Consider the following 21315-nt stretch of genomic DNA (forward strand, 5'->3'; position numbering starts at 1 on the left):
ACGGCGCAGTGGGGTTACGAGCCGCTTGCCACTTAACGCGCCGTCAATGGCCCACGTTGTGGGAGAACAGCTGGATCACCACCACGCCGGCAACGATCAGGGCCATGCCGAGCATTGCCGGCAGGTCCAGGCGCTGCTGGTAGAGAAATACCGCGGCGATGCTCACCAGGACGATGCCCAAACCCGCCCAGACCGCATAGGCGACGCCGACCGGGATGGTTTTCACCACCAGGCTGAGCATCCAGAACGAGATGACGTAGCCGACCACCACCAGCAGCAGTGGCAGGGGTTTGTTGAAACCATCCAGCGCCTTCATCGAGGTGGTGGCAATGACTTCGGCGGTAATGGCGATGGCGAGATAGAGATAGCCGCTCATGGTGGGCCTCCTTGGGTAGTCTGCCGGCTATTCTAGTGGTCTGGCTGATGGGATAAAGTGATTACCTATCTGTAAAGGAGATGGCTTGTGCAATGGAATCTGGAGCAGATTCGCTTGTTTGTCGGCGTGGCCGAAGGTCAGTCGTTTTCCGCCGTGGCGCGGCGCATCAACCGCGCGCAATCGGCTGTGAGCAGCGCCATCGCCATGCTGGAAACCGACCTTGGCGTGCTGCTGTTCGAGCGCAGCAGCGGCCGCCAGCCGCGCCTGACCGCCGCCGGCGCGGCCTTGCTGGAGGAGGCCCGCGAGGTACTGCGCCAGTGCCAGCGTCTGGATGGGCGGGCGCTGGGCCTGGCGCGCGGCGAAGAAGTTCGCCTGCGCTTGGCCCAGGACGAGGCCATGCCCTATCAGCCGGTACTCGACAGTCTGGAGGCGCTGGCCCAGGCCTTTCCGTTGCTGGAGGTGCAACTGGCCAGCGGGGCCCAGGGCGATGTGGCGCGCAAGCTGCTGGAGCGTCGCGCCGATCTGGGCCTCTTGTTCCATCATGAACAGATGCCCGAGGCCCTGGAGCGTCAGCGCCTGGGCACCATCGAAATGGTCACGGTGTGCGGTGCCGGGCATGCCCTGGCGGCGGCGGGGCATGTTGATCGGCGCGAACTGGCGCGGCATCGCCAGCTGTTGATGGCTCCGCAGTACCCCGGCGGCGAGCAGATCAGCCCGTCGGTGTGGCGCACAGATAGTTTCTACGCCATGGCCGAGCTGCTGATGCGCAACCTCGGTTGGGCCTGGCTGCCGCGCCATGTGGTGCAGTACCCGACTTACCAGAGCCAGCTGGTGGAACTGAGCAGCGACTGGACCCCGCCGCCGCTGGTGGTGGAACTGGTCTGCCGCCGCGACGAAGCCCTGGGGCCGGCCGCGTTGTGGCTGGCGGAATGTTTTGCCCAGCATCTGCAGGCCATTGGCTAGCAGGCCGTTGAAAAATGTAGGCGAGGCAGGCAAGACAATACCGATGGCGGCCCCACAAAAACAGGCGAGGAAGCGGACTGGGCTCGCACTCGAGTTTACGAGTTGTAAATGAGCAGTACTCGTTTCACTCGCCCTTCGGGTCGCGCTAAAGCGCGTTAGCCGCAAGCGGCTTGCCGAGCCTGTTTTTAACGCAGTATTGCCAACGTAGGTAGTTTTTCAACGGCCTGCTGATGCGGCCTGCGCGTTACTCGACGATATTGGCCAAAGTGCATAAGCTGCGCCCCCATGAATAGAAGCCTCTACACCCTGTTGTTTCATCTCGGTCTGCCGCTGGTGGCCGGGCGTCTGGCTTGGCGTGCCTGGCAGGCCCCGGCCTATGCCCAACGCATTGGCGAGCGCTTTGCCCTCGGTCTGCCGCCCCTCAAACCGGGCGGTATCTGGCTGCACGCGGTGTCGGTGGGCGAGAGCATCGCCGCCGCGCCTCTGGTGCGCGAGTTGCTGGCGCGCTATCCGCAGCTGCCGATCACCGTCAGCTGCATGACCCCGACCGGCTCGGAGCGCATCCAGGCCCTGTTCGGCGGCCCTGAGTACGCCGGGCGGGTGCAGCATTGCTACCTGCCGTACGATCTGCCCTGGGCCGCGGCGCGTTTTCTCGACCGGGTGCAACCGCGGTTGGCGGTGATTATGGAAACCGAGCTGTGGCCCAACCATATTCACCAGTGCCACCGGCGCGGTATCCCCGTGGCGCTGGCCAATGCGCGGCTCTCCGAGCGCTCGGCGCGCGGTTATGCGCGCTTTGCCAAACTGACCGCGCCGATGCTCGCCGAGCTGGACTTGATTGCCGTGCAGACGACGCTGGAAGCCGAGCGCTTTCGCAGCCTTGGCGCGCGGGCCGAGTGTGTTGAGGTCACCGGCTCGATCAAGTTTGACCTGAGTATTGATCCCGAGCTGCTCAGCCGCGCCACGCTGTTGCGCGGGCAATGGCAGGCCGAGTCGCGCCCGGTGTGGATCGCGGCCAGTACCCATGCTGGTGAAGATGAAATCGTCCTCGCCGCCCATCGCCAGCTGCTCAAGCAAAGTCCTGATGCGCTATTGATCCTGGTGCCGCGCCACCCCGAGCGCTTCGGCTCGGTGTTCGAGCTGTGCCAACGCCAGGGCTTTAGCACGCGTCGTCGCTCCAGCGGCGAGCTGGCGCTGGCGGGCGATCAGGTGTTGCTCGGCGATACCATGGGCGAGCTGCTGTTTCTCTACGCCCTGGCCGATACCGCCTTTGTCGGCGGCAGCCTGGTGGCCAATGGCGGGCATAACCTGCTGGAGCCGGCGGCCCTGGGCAAGCCGGTCCTCAGCGGCCCGCACCTGTTCAACTTCCTCGAGATTGCCGCGCAGCTGCGCGAGGCCGGGGCGTTGCGCGAAGTGGCGGATGCTGACGGTCTGGCGCAGCAGATCGAGCAGCTGTGGCGCGCGCCTGAGGCGGCGCAGACCATGCGTGCAGCTGGGTTGGCGGTAATGCGGGCCAATCAGGGGGCGTTGGCGCGGTTGCTGGCGGGGCTGGAGCGTCTGTTAAAGAGCAAGCGGTAGAGGGTGTAGGAGCGGCGGGGGGGCCTAGCCCGTGCCCGTGATACCGCAATCGCGGGCATGGCCCGCTCCTACAAAGGCGTATCCCATAAAAAAGCCCGCTAAATTCAGCGGGCTTTTTCGTCTTGCTCAACTCAGTACTGCGGGTTGCCGCGCAGCTGGGCTTCGGCGGCCTTGGCCAGGTCCGGCGGCAGGAAGTCGCGGTCCGGGTCGTAGTCCGCTTTCAGGTACTGCTTCAGGGCTTCCAGGTCGGCCGGGCTGAGGGTGCCGGCGGCCTGCTTGAGGCGCAGGTTGTTGATGATGTAATCGTAGCGGGCGTTGTTGTAGATGCGCACCGAGCTGTACAGCTGGCGCTGGGCATCCAGCACGTCGACGATATTGCGGGTGCCGACCTGGTAGCCGATTTCGGTGGCTTCCAGAGCGCTCTGGCTGGAGATGATCGACTGCTTGCGCGCCTGCACGGTTTCCACGTCGGTGTTGATCGCGCGGTGCAGGTTGCGGGTGTTCTGCACCACCTGACGGCGCAGGCTTTCACGCAGCTGCTCACTCTGGTTGACCCGCTGGTAGGCCTCGCGGACCTGGGAGCTGGTCAGGCCGCCGCTGTACAGCGGGATATTCAGTTGCAGGCCAATGGAGCGCTGCTCGACATCGCTGCTAAAGCGCGGCGGGGTTCCCGAGTTGCTGAAGCCGAGGCTGTCGTTGTCGCCTTTCTGAAAGCTGGCCACCGCATCCAGGGTCGGTGCATGGCCAGCTTTACGCTGGCGCAGGGTTTCTTCTGCAGCTTCAACGGCGTAGTTGCTGGCTTGCAAATTGAGGTTCTGCGCGGCGGCAGTGTCGACCCAGGCCTTGGCGTCGTTGGGCGTCGGAGCGAGGATAGGCAGGCTGTGTTCGATACCTTCCAGGGCCGCGAAATCGCGGTTGGTCAGGCTGATCAGCGCCTCGAAGGCGTCTTCCACCTGCTGCTGGGCGATGATCCGGTTGGCGCGGGCGGTGTCGAAGCCGGCCTGGGCTTCCAGTACATCGGTCTTGTCCGACAGGCCGACATCGAAGCGCTCGTTGGCCTGGTCCAGTTGCCGCTTGAGCGCCGCTTCCTCGGCCTTGGTCGAGGCCAGGTTGTCCTGGGCGCGCAGTACTGTGAAGTAGGTTTCGGCGCTTTGCAGGATCAGGTTCTGTTCGGTGGCCGAGAGCTCCAAAGCGGCTTGCTCATCGGTGGCCTCGGCGGCCTGCAGCTGGAACCAGCGGTCGGCGCGGAACAGCGGCTGGCTGAGGTTGGCCTGATACACCATGCCGCTGCGCGAGATGGACTGTGAGCCAAGCGAGGTATCTACGTCGGTGCGGGTGTCGCTCAGGTTGGCTCCGGCAGACAGGTTCGGCAGCAGGCCGGCGCGGGCCTGGGGCACCACTTCGCTGCGCGCTTCATAATCTGCACGGGCAGCGGCCAGATCGGCATTGTTGGCGGCGGCTTCCTGGTAAACCGTGACCAGGTCGGTTTTGCTCGATGCGGGGGCTTGTTCGGCCCAGGCAAATCCGCTGGAGGCGGCGGCCACGGCTAAAGCCAGAGAGAGTCTGCGCAACATTAGGGAGATCCTGAATTTGGCGGTAATCGGCAAGGCTAAGGGGCGCTGCCTAGAGGGTCAAGATTTGTCTTATAGCGCAGTGAATGTAGTTTGCAAAAGGCATAGCACACAGGATCGGGCTTTTTTCGTTTCGTCACTTTCCGACGCATGGGTCATTTGAAATTGACTCGCGGGTTGGTTTTATTGACGGGGGTTGATTAGACTGGCCGGGTTCTTGTCGGGGTGCCCCAATTGCGGGGCTGAGATTGGCAGCTGCCGGATCCCGTTGAACCTGATCAGGTTAAGGCCTGCGTAGGGAACAAGATGTGCTCGCCTTTCCCCTGGCGAGCCTCTGGCACCGCCCCTGGTGCGCCTTTCGCCGCTCATCCGTCCAGGTTCGCTCCGACATATAGCCCTGGAGAGCCGCCGATGAGCACACAAGAAAAAAACATCAATCCGACCCTGAGTGAGTCCGCCCAGGTCGACCAGCAGTCGATCCAACCTTTCCCTCGTTCGCAGAAAGTCTATGTGCAGGGCTCGCGCCCGGACATCCTGGTGCCGATGCGAGAAATCAGTCTGGACGTCACGCCTACTGATTTCGGTGGTGAGATCAATGCACCCGTGGTGGTCTACGACACCTCCGGCCCCTACACCGATCCCAATGTCATCATCGACGTGCGCAAGGGCCTGGCCGATGTGCGTTCTCCGTGGATCGAATCGCGTGGCGACACCGAGCGCCTGCCTGGCCTGAGCTCCAACTTCGGCCAGCAGCGCCTCGCCGATGCCGAGCTGACCAAGTTGCGTTTCGCCCACGTCAACAACCCGCGCCGCGCCAAGGCCGGGGCCAACGTCAGCCAGATGCACTACGCGCGCAAAGGCATCATCACCGCCGAGATGGAATACGTTGCCATCCGCGAGAACATGAAGCTGGAAGTGGCGCGCTCCGCCGGCCTGCTCGATCAGCAACATGCCGGTCACAGCTTCGGTGCCAGCGTGCCGAAGATCATCACCCCCGAATTCGTTCGCGACGAGATTGCCCGCGGCCGCGCGATCATCCCGGCCAACATCAACCACACCGAGCTGGAGCCGATGATCATCGGCCGCAACTTCCTGGTGAAGATCAACGGCAATATCGGCAACTCAGCGCTGGGCTCCTCCATTGAAGAAGAAGTGGCCAAGCTGACCTGGGGCATTCGCTGGGGCTCGGACACAGTCATGGATCTGTCCACTGGCAAGCATATTCACGAAACCCGCGAATGGATCATCCGCAACTCGCCGGTGCCGATCGGTACCGTGCCGATCTACCAGGCTCTGGAAAAGGTTGGCGGCGCGGCCGAAGACCTGACCTGGGAACTGTTCCGCGACACCTTGATCGAACAAGCGGAGCAGGGCGTGGATTACTTCACCATCCACGCCGGCGTGTTGCTGCGCTACGTGCCGATGACCGCCAAGCGCGTCACCGGCATCGTGTCCCGTGGCGGCTCGATCATGGCCAAGTGGTGCCTGGCACACCACAAAGAGAACTTCCTCTACACCCATTTCGAAGACATCTGCGAAATCATGAAGGCCTACGACGTCAGCTTCTCGCTGGGCGATGGCCTGCGTCCTGGCTCGATTGCCGATGCCAACGACGAAGCGCAGTTCGGTGAGCTGGAAACCCTTGGCGAGCTGACCAAGATCGCCTGGAAGCACGATGTGCAGTGCATGATCGAAGGCCCGGGCCATGTGCCGATGCAGCTGATCAAGGAGAACATGGACAAGCAGCTGGAATGCTGCGACGAGGCGCCGTTCTACACCCTCGGCCCGCTGACCACCGACATTGCACCGGGTTACGATCACATCACCAGCGGCATCGGTGCGGCGATGATCGGCTGGTTCGGTTGCGCCATGCTCTGCTACGTTACACCCAAGGAGCACCTGGGCCTGCCGAACAAGGACGACGTCAAGACCGGGATCATCACCTACAAGATCGCCGCCCATGCCGCCGACCTTGCCAAAGGTCATCCGGGCGCGCAAATTCGTGATAATGCATTGAGCAAGGCGCGTTTCGAGTTCCGTTGGGAAGACCAGTTCAATCTCGGTCTGGACCCGGATACCGCGCGTAGCTACCACGACGAGACCCTGCCCAAGGACTCGGCCAAGGTGGCGCACTTCTGCTCCATGTGCGGGCCGAAGTTCTGCTCGATGAAGATTACCCAGGAAGTTCGGGTCTATGCTGAAGAGCAACGCATCGCCGCTCTCGATCTGGATGCCGAGGCGGGCATGCAGGCTAAGGCTGAGGAGTTTAAGGCGCAGGGGGCGCAGCTCTATCACAAGGTGTGAAAGAGCGTCTGCTAGGCGATTTTGCATAGCAGTATAAGAGTAACCAGGACGGGCCTTAGGGCCCGTTCGTTTTAGGGGGTCATATGCAGCGGGATGACGTTGAAATAAGCGAGCGTGAAGTCTGCTTTAGTGGCTTCTATCAGCTCGATCGCCTGCAGCTGCGCCATCGCCAGTTTGCCGGGGGCATGGGGCCGGTGCTCAGTCGTGAGCTGTTCGTGCGCCGCGATGCGGTGTGTGTGTTGCCCTACGATCCGCAGCGCGATTGCGTGGTGTTGATCGAGCAGTTCCGTATCGGTGCGTTGGACAAGAGCAACAACCCCTGGCTGCTGGAGCTGGTTGCCGGGTTGATCGATGACGGCGAACAGCCGGAGCAGGTGGCGTTGCGCGAAGCGATCGAGGAGGCCGATCTGGCCCTGACGTCCCTGTGGCCGATCACCCAGTACTACCCCTCGCCAGGCGGCTCGGATGAACGCGTGCATCTGTTTGTCGGGCGCTGCGACAGTGCAGGTGCGGGCGGCGTGCATGGTCTGGCGGAAGAGGGCGAGGATATCCGGGTGCACGTCTGGCCCCTGGAAGATGCCCTGGATGCGGTCAAGGATGGGCGTATCGACAATGCCGCGAGCATTATCGCTCTGCAGTGGCTGGCGCTGAACCGTGCCGAAGTCCGGGGGCTGTGGTCATGAACCTGCTGCGCGAGCGCTATCGGGTCGACCTGGTCGAGCTGCAGGCGGCTTGTGAGCTCAACTATGCGCGTTTGATGCAACTGCTGCCGGCTATGCGCGAGCAGCCACAGGCGCGCCGCGTGGCCCTCAGCCAGGGCGAACACTTGCTTGGCGTGCTGGCCCTGGAAGTGGTGGAAAGTTGTCCCTACACCTCGACCATCAGGGTACGCCAGGAACATAGCCTGGCCTGGCTGCCGGTGCCGCAGCTGGAGGTGCGGGTGTATCACGATGCGCGCATGGCCGAAGTTATCGGCGCGCAGAGCGCCCGACGTTTTCGCGGCATCTACCCCTATCCCAATGCGGACATGCACCAGCCCGACGAGAAGACCCAGCTCAACCTGTTTCTCGGTGAGTGGCTAAGCCATTGCCTGGCCTGTGGTCATGAGCTGGTGCCGGTTCGCTAGACTCCCTAAGTTGCTCCAGCGCGGATGCGCCGCACGGGCTAGCCTTAGGGCGGGCGCTTGAGTCGTAGCGGGCGTTCTGTGAACTATTCCCATTTCCCAGGTTTACCGCCACCGGGCCTAGCCAGCATAATCCACGCATTGCGCTCAAGGAGACGGTCTTGCCAAGCAAGCCTACCGTTATGACTACCCCCGTTGAATCGTCGGTACTGCTGGTGCAGCTGTCGGATAGCCATCTATTTGCCGAAGCGGCCGGTAGATTGCTGGGCCTGGATACCCAGGACAGCCTGCAGCGGGTGATCGAGCGGGTGCTGCAGGAACAGCCACAGATTGACCTGATGCTGGCCAGCGGCGACCTGTCGCAGGACGGCAGCCAGGCCTCCTACCAGCGCTTTCGCGAGATGACCGCGGTCATTCCCGCGCCGGCGCGCTGGTTTCCCGGCAACCATGACGATGTCCCGGCGATGCAGGCCGTGTGCGCCGACAGCGATTTGCTGGAGTCGGTGGTCGATCTGGGCAACTGGCGGATCATCCTGCTCGACTCCTCGATCCCGGGGGCCGTACCCGGCTACCTGAGCGATCAGCAACTGGGTTTGCTCGAGCGCGCCTTGAGCGAGGCCCCGCAACGTCACCATCTGGTCTGCCTGCACCATCACCCGGTGTCCATCGGCTGCAAATGGATGGAGCCCATTGGCTTGCGCAACCCCGATGCCCTGTTTGCCGTGCTGGCGCGCTTCGATCAGGTGCGTGCAGTGCTGTGGGGGCATATCCATCAGGAACTCGACCAGCAGCGCGGTCCGATCCGCCTGCTCGCCTCGCCGTCCACCTGCGTGCAGTTCGCCCCGGGTAGCGAGGAGTTTCAGGTCGATAAAACCGCGCCGGGCTATCGCTGGCTGCGCCTGCATGACGACGGCCGCCTGGAAACCGGTGTGTCGCGGGTGACCGGCATCAAGTTCGAAATCGATTACACCATCAAGGGCTATTGAGCCGCTTGGCTAACCGGTTGCAGCCGGTCGCTGCTACCGGTTAGCCTCCCGCCTTATGACCGCATCCATTCTCTATATTCATGGGCTGAACAGCTCGCCGGCATCGCTCAAGGCCAGCCAGTTGTCGCGCGCCATGGCGCAACTGGGCCTGGCCGAGCAGCTGCGCGTGCCGGCCCTGCATCACCATCCGCGTCAGGCGCTGGCCCAGCTCGAGGCGTTGATTGCCGAGCTGGGTCGCCCCGTGCTGGTTGGCAGCTCGCTGGGCGGCTACTATGCGACCTTTTTGGCCGAGCGCCATGGTTTGCCGGCGCTGCTGATCAACCCGGCAGTGCGCCCGCACCTGCGTTTCGATGGTTACCTGGGCCCGCAGAAGAACTATTACAGCGATGAGACCTGGGACCTGACGGCCGACCATGTAACGGCGTTGGCCGAACTGGATGTGCTGGCACTGCAGGATCCGGCGCGTTACCAGGTGTGGCTGCAGACCGCCGACGAAACCCTCGATTACCGCGATGCCCAGCGTTACTACCGCGCCTGCGCCCTGCGTATCCAGGCCGGCGGCGATCATGGCTTCCAGGGTTTTGCCGAACGCCTGCCGATGCTCTTCGCTTTCGCCGGTATTTCCCGCCAGCTGTGGCAAGATATCGACTTTTCCGCTCTCAATTGACGAACAAGAGACCCCATGGCCCAGCAAGGTTCTAGCTCTTACAACGCCGATGCCATCGAAGTCCTTTCCGGCCTCGACCCGGTGCGCAAACGCCCGGGCATGTACACCGACACCAGCCGCCCCAACCATTTGGCCCAGGAAGTCATCGACAACAGCGTCGACGAAGCCCTGGCTGGCCACGCCAAATCGATCCAGGTGATCCTGCACGAGGACAACTCCCTGGAAGTGCTCGACGACGGTCGCGGCATGCCAGTGGACATTCACCCGGAAGAGGGCGTGCCAGGTGTCGAGCTGATCCTCACCAAGCTGCACGCCGGCGGCAAGTTCAGCAACAAGAACTACCAGTTCTCCGGCGGCCTGCACGGCGTGGGCATCTCGGTGGTCAACGCGTTGTCGACCAGTGTCATCGTCAAGGTCAAGCGCGACGGCAACGAGTACCAGATGAGTTTCGCCGATGGCCACAAGGCCAGCGATCTGGCAGTGGTCGGTACGGTGGGCAAGCGCAATACCGGCACCAGCGTGCATTTCTGGCCGGACGGCAAGTATTTCGATTCGCACAAGTTCTCGGTTAGCCGCCTTAAGCACGTACTGAAAGCCAAGGCTGTGCTGTGTCCAGGGCTCGCGGTCAGTTTCGAGGACAAGGCCAGCGGCGAGAAAGTCGAGTGGATGTATGAAGACGGCCTGCGTTCCTACCTGGTGGATGCGGTCAGCGAATTTGAACGTCTACCCAATGAGCCCTTCTGCGGCAGCCTGGCGGGCAACAAGGAAGCAGTCGATTGGGCCCTGCTGTGGCTGCCGGAAGGCGGCGACAGCGTGCAGGAAAGCTACGTCAACCTGATTCCCACGGCTCAGGGCGGCACCCACGTCAATGGTTTGCGTCAGGGCTTGCTGGACGCCATGCGCGAGTTCTGCGAGTTCCGCAGCCTGCTGCCGCGCGGGGTCAAGCTGGCTCCGGAAGATATCTGGGAGCGCATCGCTTTTGTCCTGTCGATGAAGATGCAGGACGCGCAGTTTTCCGGGCAGACCAAGGAGCGTTTGTCGTCCCGTGAGGCGGCCGCCTTTGTCTCCGGCGTGGTGAAAGACGCCTTTAGCCTGTGGCTCAACGCCCACCCTGAATTGGGTCAGCAGCTCGCCGAACTGGCGATCAGCAACGCCAACCGCCGCCTCAAGGCGGGCAAGAAGGTCGAGCGCAAGCGCATCACCCAGGGCCCGGCGCTGCCCGGCAAGCTGGCTGACTGCGCCGGGCAGGACCCGATGCGCTCCGAGCTGTTTCTGGTCGAGGGCGATTCCGCCGGCGGCAGCGCCAAGCAGGCGCGGGACAAGGAGTTCCAGGCGATCCTGCCGCTGCGCGGCAAGATCCTCAACACCTGGGAAGTGGATGTCGGCGAAGTGCTGGCCAGCCAGGAGGTGCATAACATCGCCGTGGCCATCGGTATCGACCCCGGCTCCAACGATCTGGCGCAGCTGCGTTACGGCAAGATCTGCATCCTCGCCGACGCCGACTCCGACGGCCTGCATATCGCAACTTTGCTCTGCGCGCTGTTCGTCCAGCATTTCCGCCCGCTGGTGGATGCCGGGCACGTCTATGTGGCCATGCCGCCGCTGTACCGCATCGACCTGGGCAAGGAGATTTTCTACGCCCTGGACGAGGCCGAGCGCGACGGCATCCTCGACCGCCTGGTGGCCGAGAAGCGTCGCGGCAAGCCGCAAGTCACCCGCTTTAAAGGCCTGGGTGAGATGAACCCGCCGCAGCTGCGCGAAACCACCATGGACCCCAATACCCGGCGCCTGGTGCAGCTGACCCTGGACGATTACCCCGGCACCCAGGAAATGATGGACATGCTGCTGGCGAAGAAGCGCGCCGGCGACCGTAAATCCTGGCTGGAGTCCAAGGGCAACCTGGCCGAGGTGCTGCTCTGATGCGGCGACTATGCGTCGCCTTGCTGCTCTGTGGTTCCTCAGCCCTGGCCGCAGAGCCGGAGCTGGAAGAGCTGCGACTGCTCGACGAGTACCCGGTCGCCGGCATTGCCGGTGGTAACCTCTCCGGGCTGGCCTGGTGCAACGACGGACTCTGGGCGGTATCGGACCGCGAGGACGACCGCCTGTACCGGCTGGAACCCGAGGCGGGGCTTATGCGCGCCGAAGCCGAGTCGTTTATCGCCCCGCAGCCGCCCGAGGCGCGCATGCCCTGGGGGCTGCGTATGCGCGGCTGGGTGGCCGGTATGTTGCGCGGCGGCAAGCTGGATTTCGAAGGCCTGAGTTGCGATGCCATGGGCAATCGCTACCTGGTCAGCGAAACCCGCGCCGCGGTGTTGCAGCTGCCCCTGGTGGGCGAGCCGCAGTGGCTGGCCTTGCCCAGCGGCATGCTGCGCCAGGCGCGGGCTAGCGGGATGTTGCTGCATTACAACTCGCTGCTCGAAGGGGTTGCCGTTGATCCGGCCGGCGAGCGCCTGTACCTGGCAGCCGAGCGCATGCGCCGCGGCGTGCTGGTGGTGCATCGGCAGCGTGCGGGTTGGCGCTGCACCGGCGGTTGCGTGCTGTTTAGCGAGGCGGGCAGTGAGGCCGGGCCCGCGCAGCTGGGCGCGCAGGGTAACGAGCCGCGGGATTTCTCCGGGCTGGCCTTCCACAACGAAAAACTCTTTACCCTCGAACGTCAGACTCACCGCATCTGTCGGCGCAAGCTGAGCGATGGTGCGGTCGAGCGTTGCTGGTCGTTTGCCGCCGAGGCGCTGACCCCGGAGCGCCGCTATCCGCCGTCCTATGGCCTGGCGGAAGCCCTGTGGGTCGACGCCGACGGGGCCTGGGTCGGGGTCGATAACGGCCGCTTCAGCCGCGCCGATGGTGAGTCGCAGCCGATTGTCTGGCGCTTCGCCGCACCCAAAGGCGGCTGGGGCGGCAAGCCGTGAGCGAGCAGCCGGCGGGCAAGCGGGCCGGGCGAGTGATGTTGGTGCTCGCCTGGGGCGCAGCCTTGCTGCTGGCGACCAAGTTTTTCGGCGACTGGGAAGAGGGCCGGCGCAACCCAAATCGCACGCCTGAGTCGCTGCATGGCAGCGGCTATGTCGAAGTGCACCTGGCCAGCAGCCGGCAGGGCCACTATATGGCGGGCGGCAAGATCAACGGCGAGGAGGTGAGCTTCCTTCTCGATACCGGTGCGACCCAGGTGGCGATTCCCACTCAGGTGGCGCAGCGCTTGGGCCTGCAGGCCGGCGCGGCGATCGTCATCAACACCGCCAATGGCCGCGCCACGGCCCATCGCACCCGGCTTGAGCGCCTGCAATTGGGCGATATCGTCCTGACCGATGTAGATGCTTTGATCGCCCCCGGTATGGGCGGCGATGACGTATTACTGGGCATGAGTGCCCTGAAACAACTCGAATTTACCCAGCGCGGCGGCACCCTGATGCTGCGCCAATCCACCTTGCAATGAGGCACGCATGAGCGAATCCCTCGATTTGAGCCTGGACGGCGTCGAACGCCGTTCCCTTGCCGATTTTACCGAGCAGGCTTACCTCAATTACTCCATGTACGTGATCATGGACCGTGCCCTGCCGCATATCGGCGACGGCCTCAAACCCGTGCAGCGACGCATCGTCTACGCCATGAGCGAGCTAGGCCTGGACGCCGACTCCAAGCACAAGAAGTCAGCGCGTACCGTCGGTGACGTGCTCGGCAAGTTCCATCCCCACGGCGACAGTGCCTGCTACGAAGCCATGGTGCTGATGGCGCAGCCGTTCAGCTACCGCTACACCCTGGTCGACGGCCAGGGCAACTGGGGTGCGCCGGATGATCCCAAGTCCTTCGCCGCCATGCGTTATACCGAGGCGCGCCTGTCGCGTTATTCCGAGGTGCTGCTTACCGAGCTGGGCCAGGGCACCGTGGACTGGGTGCCGAACTTCGACGGCACCATGAATGAGCCGGCTACCCTGCCGGCGCGCCTGCCGAACATTCTGCTCAATGGCACCACCGGCATCGCCGTGGGTATGGCCACCGACGTGCCGCCGCATAACCTGCGCGAAGTCGCCGCGGCCTGCGTGCGTCTGCTCGATCAGCCGAGTGCCACGGTCGAGCAGCTGTGCGAGCACGTGCTGGGTCCGGATTACCCGACCGAGGCGGAAATCATCACCCCCCGCGCCGATCTGCTGAAGATCTACCAGACCGGCAAGGGCTCGGTGCGTATGCGCGCCGTGTACCGCGTCGAGGACGGCGATGTGGTGGTCACCGCGCTGCCGCATCAGGTCTCCGGGGCCAAGGTGCTGGAGCAGATCGCCGCACAGATGCAGGCCAAGAAGCTGCCGATGGTCGCCGACCTGCGCGACGAGTCGGACCATGAGCACCCGTGCCGTATCGTGATTATCCCGCGCTCCAACCGCGTGGATGCCGATGAGCTGATGCAGCACCTGTTCGCCACCACCGAGCTGGAGTCCAGTTACCGGGTCAACGCCAACGTGATCGGCCTGGACGGCAAGCCCTCGGTAAAAGACCTGCGCACCCTGCTGACCGAGTGGTTGCAGTACCGGGTCAATACCGTGCGCCGCCGTCTGCAGTTCCGTCTGGACAAGGTCGAGAAGCGCCTGCACCTGTTGGAAGGCTTGCTGGTGGCCTTCCTCAATCTGGATGAAGTGATCCATATCATCCGCACCGAGGATCAGCCCAAGCCGGTGCTGATGGCGCGCTTCGGTCTGACCGATATTCAGGCCGATTACATCCTCGACACCCGCCTGCGCCAGCTTGCGCGTCTCGAGGAAATGAAGATCCGCGGCGAGCAGGACGAGCTGGCCAAGGAGCGCGCCAAGCTGCTGGCCCTGCTCGGCAGCGAAGCCAAGCTGAAGAAGCTGGTGCGTGACGAAATCATCAAGGACGCCGAGACCTATGGCGATGATCGCCGCTCGCCCATCGTCGCCCGCGCCGAAGCCAAGGCCCTGAGCGAAACCGAGCTGATGCCGACCGAGCCGGTCACCGTGGTGATCTCGGAAAAGGGCTGGGTGCGCTGCGCCAAGGGCCACGATATCGACGCCACCGGCCTGTCCTACAAGGCCGGCGACGGCTTCAAGACTTCGGCACCGGGGCGCTCCAACCAGTACGCGGTGTTTATCGACTCCACCGGCCGCAGCTACTCGCTGGCGGCCCATTCGCTGCCCTCGGCCCGTGGCCAGGGCGAACCGCTGACCGGTCGCCTGCAGCCGCCACCGGGGGCGACCTTCGAGTGCGTGCTGCTGCCCGATGACAGTGCGCTGTATGTGATCGCCTCTGACGCCGGCTATGGCTTTGTGGTCAAGGGTGAAGACCTGCAGGCCAAGAACAAGGCCGGCAAGGCGTTGCTCAGCCTGCCAGCGGGCGCGCTGGTGGTGCCGCCGAAACCTTTGGCCAATCGTGAAGACGATTGGCTGGCCGCGGTGACCACCGAAGGCCGGCTGCTGTTGTTCCCTGTGCGCGATCTGCCGCAGCTGGGCAAGGGCAAGGGCAACAAGATCATCGGCATCCCTGGCGAGCGGGTCGCTTCACGCGAGGAATACCTCACCGATCTGGCCGTACTGCCGGTCGGCAGCACCCTGGTCTTGCAAGCCGGCAAGCGCACCCTGTCGCTCAAGGCCGATGACCTGGAGCACTACAAGGGCGAGCGCGGCCGGCGTGGCAACAAGCTGCCGCGCGGCTTCCAGCGCGTCGACAGCCTGCTGGTCGAGGTACTTGCCTGATTGTCAGACAGGCCGCGCTGTCAGGGCGCGGCTGGTCTGGCGCTGATGTACTGCGCTGGAGTCGAGCGCCGCTTTGGCGGATGATAGGCGGCCGTGTGGTGCGTCGCTCCGTTATGCGCATCTGCCATTTATTTAGACATGCCGGCGCGTTTGCCGGCGGGGTGTGGTCATGACTGTAATGCGTTTCCCTATTGTCCTGCTGCTGGCGGGGGTGCTTGGCCTGACGGGCTGCGCGCGCTACCAGCAGACGGCGCTGTACCAGCTCGATGGCGGCAACCTGACTGTGCCGACGTCCCATCAGGGGCTGGCAGTGCTGCTCGGGCCGGTTTCGATCGCCGATTATCTGCAGCGTGAGGCCCTGCTGCAGCGTCAGCTGGACGGCAGCCTGACTTCGGCCGAGAGTGCCCGCTGGGCCGGTAATCTGGCCGCTGAACTGGATCAGCAGTTACTCCGCCAGCTGGCTTCGCGGCTCAACAGCCAGCGCCTGGTTGCGGCTCCTGCCGCTCCGGGCTTCACCCCCCAGGTAAAGGTTGCCCTGTCGATTACCCGGCTCGACTCGGGGCCGCTGCGCCCCGCAGTGCTGGAGGCGCAATGGCGTCTTTCGGCGGCCGACGGCAAGCTGCTTGATGGCCGTCTGGTACGCCTGGAGGAAGGGCATCAGGGTTCCATCGCCGATCAGGTGCGGGCGCAGAGTCTGGTGGTGCAGCAGTTGGTCGAGCAGCTGGCGCTGGCCGTCGAAGAATACGCCGTGCCGGCTCCGGTGGCGGTAAAGCCTGCGCCCAAGCGCAAGCCGACCAAGCCTGCGCCGCAGCCGCCGGAACCGAAGATTCCGGTGGCCGAGCCGCAGCGTATCGAAGGCGAAGTCTTCCGTTTCTAAGTGAAGGCGCTTGAAGCGGGCCGCCGCCAGGCCGGCCCGTGGCCTCAGTGGCTCTCGTGCATGCGCGCGAGTTGCCGTTCCAGCAGTGCTGGGTAAGGGTCCAGCAGACGTTCCACGCAGCATGCCCCTTGCGGGCTGGCGATGGCGCGTATGCGCGCGCACTGGCGCACCAGCGGATCGTCGGCGACGCTGCGCTCGACCAGCAGCAGGTTACGGCTGTGCTGCGACAGGGCCAGAGCATTCTGGGCGGTTTCGCTCAGCAGCAGGTCGCCCTGGCTCAGGTCCAGCAGGTCTTCGCCCAAGGTCAGGCCCAGCTGCAATTGCAGGGTGATGCCGCTGTCGGCCACTTCAATCTGCAGGGCGTGGCCCAGGGCGCGCATCAGCTCGCCGCAGCAGAGGGCATGGGTCAGGTAGTCTTCGCCGCTGTCCTGGCGGTGGAACAGCATCAGGCTGCTGCCGTCGCTCAGGGTATGCAGTTCGCCCTGATAGAGTGCCGCGGCCTGATCCAGGCAGTCGCGGTAATGCTGCAGCAGCTCCAGCAGGCGCGTCCGTGGCAGACAGCGCAGTTGCTCCTGGGCACCCAGCTGGATGGCCAGGACGGCACTGGGCTGCGGCTCGCTGCTGGCAACGGGAGCGCTGACAGGGGCGGGAGCCTCGTCGAGATCATCCTCGTCGTCGACACGCAGCTCGGCAAAGGGATCTTCCTCAAATGCATTGTCCGCATTCAGGCCGGCAGGTACGGGCTCTTGCTCATCAAGGTCGTCGAAATCCGGCTCGCGCAGGTCGGGCACCTGGAAATCGGGCTCCTCGTCAAACTGCTCGTCCAGGTAGTCGTCGCTGTCCGGCTCCTCATCGAGGGCCTGGACTTCGGGTTTTTCCGGGACCAGGCGGGCTTGCAGCTGGCGCGCCAGGTCGCCGATTTCATCCTGACGCCCGGCACCAGGGGCCGGGTCGTCCGGGTCACGCAGCCAGACCCGCAGTTGCAGCAGCGGGGTGGAGATATGCCGCCCAAGGCGCATGCTCAGACTGAGGGTCAGGGCCAGCAGGATTATGCTGAGAATGCCCATGCTTTGCAGGCTGATGGTCATCGGCTGTTGGAACTGCTGCATATCCAGGCTGATACGCAATTGCCCGGCGATCACCTCCTGAAAGGTGATGGGGGTCGAATACAGCCCTTCGGTCTCCCCCAACATGCTTTTGCTTGGGCGTGAGCCAGCCTCGGCGAGGATGCGGTTGTCCACGCTGTAGATGGCGGCGTGGGCCACCAGCGGGTTTTTCACCAGATTATTGAGCAGCACGTTGAGGCTGAGAATATCGTTGGATACCAGCAGCTCGGTGGCCGAGGTCGCCGTCTGGGTGATCAGGCTGGTGCCCAGAGCTTCGGCCTGCTGCTGCATGGCGTGCTTGAACTGCATGCCGATCACCCAGCCGTAGATCACCAAGGCCAAGGCCACCAGCAGCAAGCTATGGCTGACGATGCGCAGCGCCAGGGGAATGCGCCGTTGGCGCAGGGCCTGGAACAGCAACAGGAAGAAATTATCGGGTTTAACGGGGGCGGGCCGGTTCACGGGGGCTCGGCTCTTGTCGACTGGAGTTGGCGCGCAGTATAACGGCCACCCCGCGGCGGGCAAAGCGCTGTGCGTGGCTGTTTGGCAGTGATATTGGGTAGAATGTGCGCCTTTTGTGCGGCTTGTTACGTGTTTGCCAGGTCGCCTGCAATTCATACTGTCTCGGAGAGTGCGCCTTGCGCGAAATCGTCCTGATCAATATCACCGGTGAAGACCGTCCCGGCCTGACCGCCGCCATCACCGGGGTGCTGGCCCAAGGCGGGGTGAATATCCTCGACATTGGCCAGGCGGTGATCCACGACACCCTGTCCTTCGGCATTCTGGTGGAGATCCCCGATACCGAGCGCGCCTCCTCGGTGCTCAAGGACATTCTGTTTACCGCCTACAAGCTCGATCAGCAGGTGCGCTTCACCCCGGTCTCCGAGGCGGATTACCAGCAGTGGGTCGGCGGCCAGGGCAAGGCCCGGCATATCGTTACCCTGCTGACGCGCAAGGTCACTGCCGAACAGCTACAGCGGGTCAGTGCGATCACCGCGCGCTATGACCTCAATATCGACCATATCGACCGTCTTTCCGGGCGTATGCCGCTGGATATGCCGGCCGAGCAGGGCAAGGGCTGTATCGAGTTCTCGGTGCGTGGCGAGCCCGCCGACCCGGCCGCCTTGCGCGCTGAGTTTCTCAGCGTGGCCCAGGAGCTGAACGTCGATATCGCCTTTCAACGTGACTCGCTGTTCCGTCGCAACCGCCGCCTGGCGGTGTTCGACATGGACTCGACGCTGATCGAGGCCGAGGTGATCGACGAACTGGCCAAGGCCGCTGGGGTCGGCGATCAAGTATCGGAAATCACCGAGCGGGCTATGCGCGGTGAGCTGGATTTTGCCGCCAGCTTTCGCGAGCGCCTGGCGCTGCTCAAGGGCCTGCCGGAAACCGTATTGGCCGATATCGGCGCTTCGTTGCGGCTGACCGAGGGCGCGGAAACTCTGTTCAGCGAGCTGCGTCGTCTGGGCTACAAGACGGCGATCCTCTCCGGCGGCTTTACCTACTTTGCCAAGCAGCTGCAGGCCAAGCTGGGCATCGACTATGTGTTCGCCAACGAACTGCAGATAGTCGATGGCCTGGTCACTGGTGTGGCGGTTGAGCCGATTGTCGACGCCCAGCGCAAGGCCGACCTGCTGCGCGAGCTGGCGACCAAGGAAGGGCTGCGTCTGGAGCAGACCATCGCCGTGGGCGATGGGGCCAACGATTTGCCGATGCTGGCGATTGCCGGCCTGGGCGTGGCGTTCCGGGCCAAGCCGCTGGTCAAGCAGTCGGCCAAGCAGGCGATCTCCACCCTGGGTCTGGACGGTATTCTGTACCTGCTGGGCTTTCGCGATCGCGACGGCCTGGAGTAAACCCGCCCTCGGGCGGCTTTTTTTGTGGCCTGCCATCCATGGCGGCCATCCCTTCTGGGCCGTCGCTGCGCAACGTCAAAAATGGCTCCCGGCCATTTTTTGTACCTGCGCAGTCTTACTCGTCGCCGGCCGAGAAGTCGTAGTCCATCGACTGGCTTGGGCCCTGCAGGTAATGGCCCTGGATATAGTTGACCCCTGCCTGCCAGAGAGTGGCCAGCACGCTGGCGGTCTCGACGAATGGCACGATGGTCAGCTTGGCCTGGGAGTGCAGGCTGGCCAGCAGGGTTTTCAGCGCCTCCTGGTTCTCCGCATTGCTCAGGTCCTGAGAGAAGGAGCTGTCGACCTTGACGAAATCGATATGCAGGTACTTCAGGGTGTTGAACGGGTTGAGCGAGCAGCCGAACTGGCTCAGGGCTACCTTGCAGTGCAGTTCGTTGAGGCCCTGGGTCAGGCTCTTGGCCTGTTTCAGATAAGCAATGGCATCCGGTTCGCTGAACTGGAAGACCAGCGAATCGGAAGGCAGGCGCGCGGCTTTCAGGGCCACGCTGAGCCAGGGCAGCAGGGTCTTGTCCTGCAGGCTGGCACTCGACAGATGCACGAACAGGCGGGTGTTGTGGCCTTTACTGCGGTGGTCGGCCAGCAGCTTGATCGAGTTGAGGATGACCCAGCGATCGATTTTTTCCGCCATGCCGGCCCCCATGGCCGCGGCGAACAGTTCGAGCGGGGGGATTTCTTCGCCTTGCGGGCTGACCAGGCGCAGCAGCGCCTCGTAGTGTTCGAAGTTGTCGCCGCGCAGGCTGATGATCGGCTGGAACAGCAGGCGGAAACTGTTGTTTTCCAGGGCCTGCTGAATCATCGCGATGATATTGCCGCGGCTGGCGGCCGCCGCCAGTTCGTCGGCCGGGTTGAAGACTTTCAGCGCGTTGCCTTCTTTTAGCTCGTCGGCGCAGCGGTGCGCGCGGTCGACGACTTCCTGGGCTTTGGCGGTTTTCTCGTTGAGGCCGGCGACGCCAATCGACAGGCTGGTCTGCACGGTGCGGCCGCTGACATCGAACAGGTGGCCCTCGACCTTCTTCAGCAGCGCAGCCAGATGTTCCTGGCACTTTTCCGGCACCTGGCCCGGCTGCAGCACGGCAAACACATCGTCGCCGAAACGGGCAATCTGGGCTTCGGCGCTGAAGTGCGCGCGCAGCAGGTTGGCCAGGTCGGTGAGCAGCAAGTCGATGCCCGCCAGGCCGATATCGGCGAGCAGGGCGGCATAGCGGTCGACGCGGATATAGGCCAGGCAGGCGGGCTGGCCGGCGTTGACCGCACGCTCTGCCGCCGTGTCCATCAGTTCGAGGAAGTGGGTGCGGTTGAACAGGCCGGTGACCAGATCCTGGCTGCTGATCTCGCGCAGTTTCTCTTCCAGCTCGGCGTTGCCGCTTTGTGCGCGAATCACCACCTGGATGCACGGCTCGCCATCATAGGTGGCCGGGGAAAAGCTCATCTGCGCCGGGAAGCCCTGGCCGTTGGCCTTGATTCCGGTACAGGCCAGCTCGGCGTGGCCTTCGACGCTCTGATAGTTTTTCAGGAAGTCCTTGAAGCTGGCCTGGTCGCTGCTGCCGATCAGGTCGATCATCGGCATGCCTTCCAGCTCGTCGGCATCTTCATAGGCGAAGAGCTCGAGGTAGGCGCGGTTGGCGTAGATATGCATGCCGTCGTGCACATAGGTGATGGCATCGACGGAGCTGTCGAGCAGCAACTGGCAACGCTTCTCCGCTTCGCGCAGGGCGACTTCGGAGGCGCGCCGGGCGCGGCGTTCTTCCAGATTGGTCAGTTCGCGTTTGGCCACCAGTACCAGGCGCTCATCCTCACCTTGCGGCAGGGCGTCCTGGGCACCGAGCATCAGTGCTTCGGTAACGCTGTCGGAGTCGTTGTCGGCCAGCAGTTGGATAACCGGGATGTCCTTGGCTAGGCGGCGAATGCAGCCGATGGCTTCGCCGGGCGACAGCTGCTCGCTGCTTGGCGCGCAGATCAGCAGGTCCCAGGTTTGCTGGAGGACGTCGAGCAGGTCATCGCTGGAACTCAGGCGATGCACCCGAGTTGCCCGGCCCGCGTTGCGGAACAGGCTGACCAGGCGCTCGGCCTCGTTCTGCGAGTCTTCGAGAATCAGTAGCCGAATAGTTTTTTTTTCGATGGCCATGGCTTAGATCAAGTCTGCGCCGAACGGGCGCGA

The 21315-nt window shown here is 63.8% G+C and carries 17 protein-coding genes and 1 riboswitch; of the genes, 13 read left to right on the top strand and 4 right to left on the bottom strand.

All coding sequences use genetic code 11. The annotated features are described in order from the left end of the window. Nucleotides 1-43: 43 nt before the first annotated feature. Nucleotides 44-376: a multidrug efflux SMR transporter gene (locus tag VMP31_RS08025; RefSeq protein WP_325505828.1), complete on the bottom strand. Its 333-nt coding sequence runs from the start codon at nucleotides 374-376 to the stop codon at nucleotides 44-46. An 87-nt stretch (nucleotides 377-463) separates the two neighbouring features. Between VMP31_RS08025 and VMP31_RS08030 the strand changes: the two genes are divergently transcribed. Both VMP31_RS08030 and waaA read left to right on the top strand, forming a co-directional pair. After that, entirely contained in the window at nucleotides 464-1339 is an 876-nt protein-coding gene (locus tag VMP31_RS08030) for a LysR family transcriptional regulator (protein WP_325505830.1), read from the top strand. Between the two features lie 285 nt (nucleotides 1340-1624). Next, nucleotides 1625-2917 carry a lipid IV(A) 3-deoxy-D-manno-octulosonic acid transferase gene (waaA, locus tag VMP31_RS08035; protein ID WP_325505832.1) on the top strand — a complete coding sequence of 431 codons (1293 nt, stop codon included), beginning with the start codon at nucleotides 1625-1627 and terminating at the stop codon, nucleotides 2915-2917. A gap of 131 nt (nucleotides 2918-3048) precedes the next feature. Here the strand turns inward: waaA and VMP31_RS08040 are convergent, their stop codons facing one another. After that, nucleotides 3049-4491, bottom strand: coding sequence for a TolC family outer membrane protein (locus VMP31_RS08040; RefSeq protein WP_325505834.1), 1443 nt, complete (start codon nucleotides 4489-4491; stop codon nucleotides 3049-3051). Nucleotides 4492-4699: 208 nt separating this feature from the next. Beyond that, nucleotides 4700-4806, top strand: a riboswitch (TPP riboswitch). A 93-nt stretch (nucleotides 4807-4899) separates the two neighbouring features. On the opposite strand from VMP31_RS08040, the gene thiC reads away from it, so the two are divergent. The 10 genes from thiC to VMP31_RS08090 all read left to right on the top strand — a co-directional run bounded on the left by thiC (nucleotide 4900) and on the right by VMP31_RS08090 (nucleotide 16138). Next, nucleotides 4900-6792, top strand: coding sequence for a phosphomethylpyrimidine synthase ThiC (gene thiC / locus VMP31_RS08045; protein ID WP_325505836.1), 1893 nt, complete (start codon nucleotides 4900-4902; stop codon nucleotides 6790-6792). An 83-nt stretch (nucleotides 6793-6875) separates the two neighbouring features. Continuing rightward, a complete protein-coding gene (locus tag VMP31_RS08050; RefSeq protein ID WP_325505838.1) occupies nucleotides 6876-7475 on the top strand; it encodes an NUDIX domain-containing protein in 600 nt (199 codons plus the stop codon). Then, the gene (locus tag VMP31_RS08055) at nucleotides 7466-7918 is read left to right on the top strand and encodes a DUF1249 domain-containing protein (protein WP_325505840.1); all 453 of its coding nucleotides are present in this window, start codon (nucleotides 7466-7468) and stop codon (nucleotides 7916-7918) included. Before VMP31_RS08050 ends, VMP31_RS08055 begins: the two co-directional genes overlap by 10 nt. Nucleotides 7919-8097: 179 nt before the next feature. Next, nucleotides 8098-8901, top strand: coding sequence for a 3',5'-cyclic-AMP phosphodiesterase (cpdA, locus tag VMP31_RS08060; RefSeq protein ID WP_325505842.1), 804 nt, complete (start codon nucleotides 8098-8100; stop codon nucleotides 8899-8901). A 55-nt stretch (nucleotides 8902-8956) separates the two neighbouring features. Beyond that, nucleotides 8957-9568 carry a YqiA/YcfP family alpha/beta fold hydrolase gene (locus VMP31_RS08065; RefSeq protein WP_325505844.1) on the top strand — a complete coding sequence of 204 codons (612 nt, stop codon included), beginning with the start codon at nucleotides 8957-8959 and terminating at the stop codon, nucleotides 9566-9568. A gap of 15 nt (nucleotides 9569-9583) precedes the next feature. Then, on the top strand, nucleotides 9584-11488 hold the full coding sequence (parE, locus tag VMP31_RS08070; RefSeq protein WP_325505846.1) for a DNA topoisomerase IV subunit B: 1905 nt from the start codon (nucleotides 9584-9586) through the stop codon (nucleotides 11486-11488). Beyond that, nucleotides 11488-12474, top strand: a complete 987-nt coding sequence (locus tag VMP31_RS08075; RefSeq protein ID WP_325505848.1) for an esterase-like activity of phytase family protein — start codon at nucleotides 11488-11490, stop codon at nucleotides 12472-12474. The genes parE and VMP31_RS08075 overlap by 1 nt, the downstream gene beginning before the upstream one ends. Continuing rightward, nucleotides 12471-12995: a retropepsin-like aspartic protease family protein gene (locus tag VMP31_RS08080; RefSeq protein WP_325505850.1), complete on the top strand. Its 525-nt coding sequence runs from the start codon at nucleotides 12471-12473 to the stop codon at nucleotides 12993-12995. Before VMP31_RS08075 ends, VMP31_RS08080 begins: the two co-directional genes overlap by 4 nt. Nucleotides 12996-13002: 7 nt before the next feature. Then, nucleotides 13003-15261, top strand: a complete 2259-nt coding sequence (gene parC, locus VMP31_RS08085) for a DNA topoisomerase IV subunit A (protein ID WP_325505852.1) — start codon at nucleotides 13003-13005, stop codon at nucleotides 15259-15261. Nucleotides 15262-15430: 169 nt separating this feature from the next. Beyond that, complete coding sequence (locus VMP31_RS08090) at nucleotides 15431-16138, top strand: PqiC family protein (protein WP_325505854.1); 708 nt, start codon at nucleotides 15431-15433, stop codon at nucleotides 16136-16138. 44 nt (nucleotides 16139-16182) lie between these two features. On the opposite strand, the gene VMP31_RS08095 is transcribed toward VMP31_RS08090, so the two are convergent. After that, complete coding sequence (locus tag VMP31_RS08095) at nucleotides 16183-17706, bottom strand: AhpA/YtjB family protein (protein ID WP_325505856.1); 1524 nt, start codon at nucleotides 17704-17706, stop codon at nucleotides 16183-16185. Nucleotides 17707-17882: 176 nt separating this feature from the next. Here VMP31_RS08095 and serB point away from each other — a divergent pair, with 176 nt between their 5' ends. After that, nucleotides 17883-19097 carry a phosphoserine phosphatase SerB gene (serB, locus tag VMP31_RS08100; RefSeq protein ID WP_325505858.1) on the top strand — a complete coding sequence of 405 codons (1215 nt, stop codon included), beginning with the start codon at nucleotides 17883-17885 and terminating at the stop codon, nucleotides 19095-19097. 115 nt (nucleotides 19098-19212) lie between these two features. On the opposite strand, the gene VMP31_RS08105 is transcribed toward serB, so the two are convergent. After that, nucleotides 19213-21282, bottom strand: coding sequence for an EAL domain-containing response regulator (locus VMP31_RS08105; RefSeq protein WP_325505860.1), 2070 nt, complete (start codon nucleotides 21280-21282; stop codon nucleotides 19213-19215). Nucleotides 21283-21315 lie beyond the last annotated feature (33 nt).

It is taken from the genome of Pseudomonas sp., assembly GCF_035512415.1.
Lineage (GTDB): Bacteria > Pseudomonadota > Gammaproteobacteria > Pseudomonadales > Pseudomonadaceae > Aquipseudomonas.

What these genes read in the sequence shown, in the direction of transcription:
- cpdA (WP_325505842.1), top strand. Translation starts at nt 8,098, where the DNA reads ATGACTACCCCCGTTGAATCGTCGGTACTGCTGGTGCAGCTGTCGGAT.
- VMP31_RS08065 (WP_325505844.1), top strand. Translation starts at nt 8,957, where the DNA reads ATGACCGCATCCATTCTCTATATTCATGGGCTGAACAGCTCGCCGGCA.
- VMP31_RS08050 (WP_325505838.1), top strand. Translation starts at nt 6,876, where the DNA reads ATGCAGCGGGATGACGTTGAAATAAGCGAGCGTGAAGTCTGCTTTAGT.
- thiC (WP_325505836.1), top strand. Translation starts at nt 4,900, where the DNA reads ATGAGCACACAAGAAAAAAACATCAATCCGACCCTGAGTGAGTCCGCC.
- VMP31_RS08105 (WP_325505860.1), bottom strand. Translation starts at nt 21,282, where the DNA reads ATGGCCATCGAAAAAAAAACTATTCGGCTACTGATTCTCGAAGACTCG.
- parC (WP_325505852.1), top strand. Translation starts at nt 13,003, where the DNA reads ATGAGCGAATCCCTCGATTTGAGCCTGGACGGCGTCGAACGCCGTTCC.
- VMP31_RS08090 (WP_325505854.1), top strand. Translation starts at nt 15,431, where the DNA reads ATGACTGTAATGCGTTTCCCTATTGTCCTGCTGCTGGCGGGGGTGCTT.
- VMP31_RS08040 (WP_325505834.1), bottom strand. Translation starts at nt 4,491, where the DNA reads ATGTTGCGCAGACTCTCTCTGGCTTTAGCCGTGGCCGCCGCCTCCAGC.
- VMP31_RS08025 (WP_325505828.1), bottom strand. Translation starts at nt 376, where the DNA reads ATGAGCGGCTATCTCTATCTCGCCATCGCCATTACCGCCGAAGTCATT.
- waaA (WP_325505832.1), top strand. Translation starts at nt 1,625, where the DNA reads ATGAATAGAAGCCTCTACACCCTGTTGTTTCATCTCGGTCTGCCGCTG.
- parE (WP_325505846.1), top strand. Translation starts at nt 9,584, where the DNA reads ATGGCCCAGCAAGGTTCTAGCTCTTACAACGCCGATGCCATCGAAGTC.
- VMP31_RS08075 (WP_325505848.1), top strand. Translation starts at nt 11,488, where the DNA reads ATGCGGCGACTATGCGTCGCCTTGCTGCTCTGTGGTTCCTCAGCCCTG.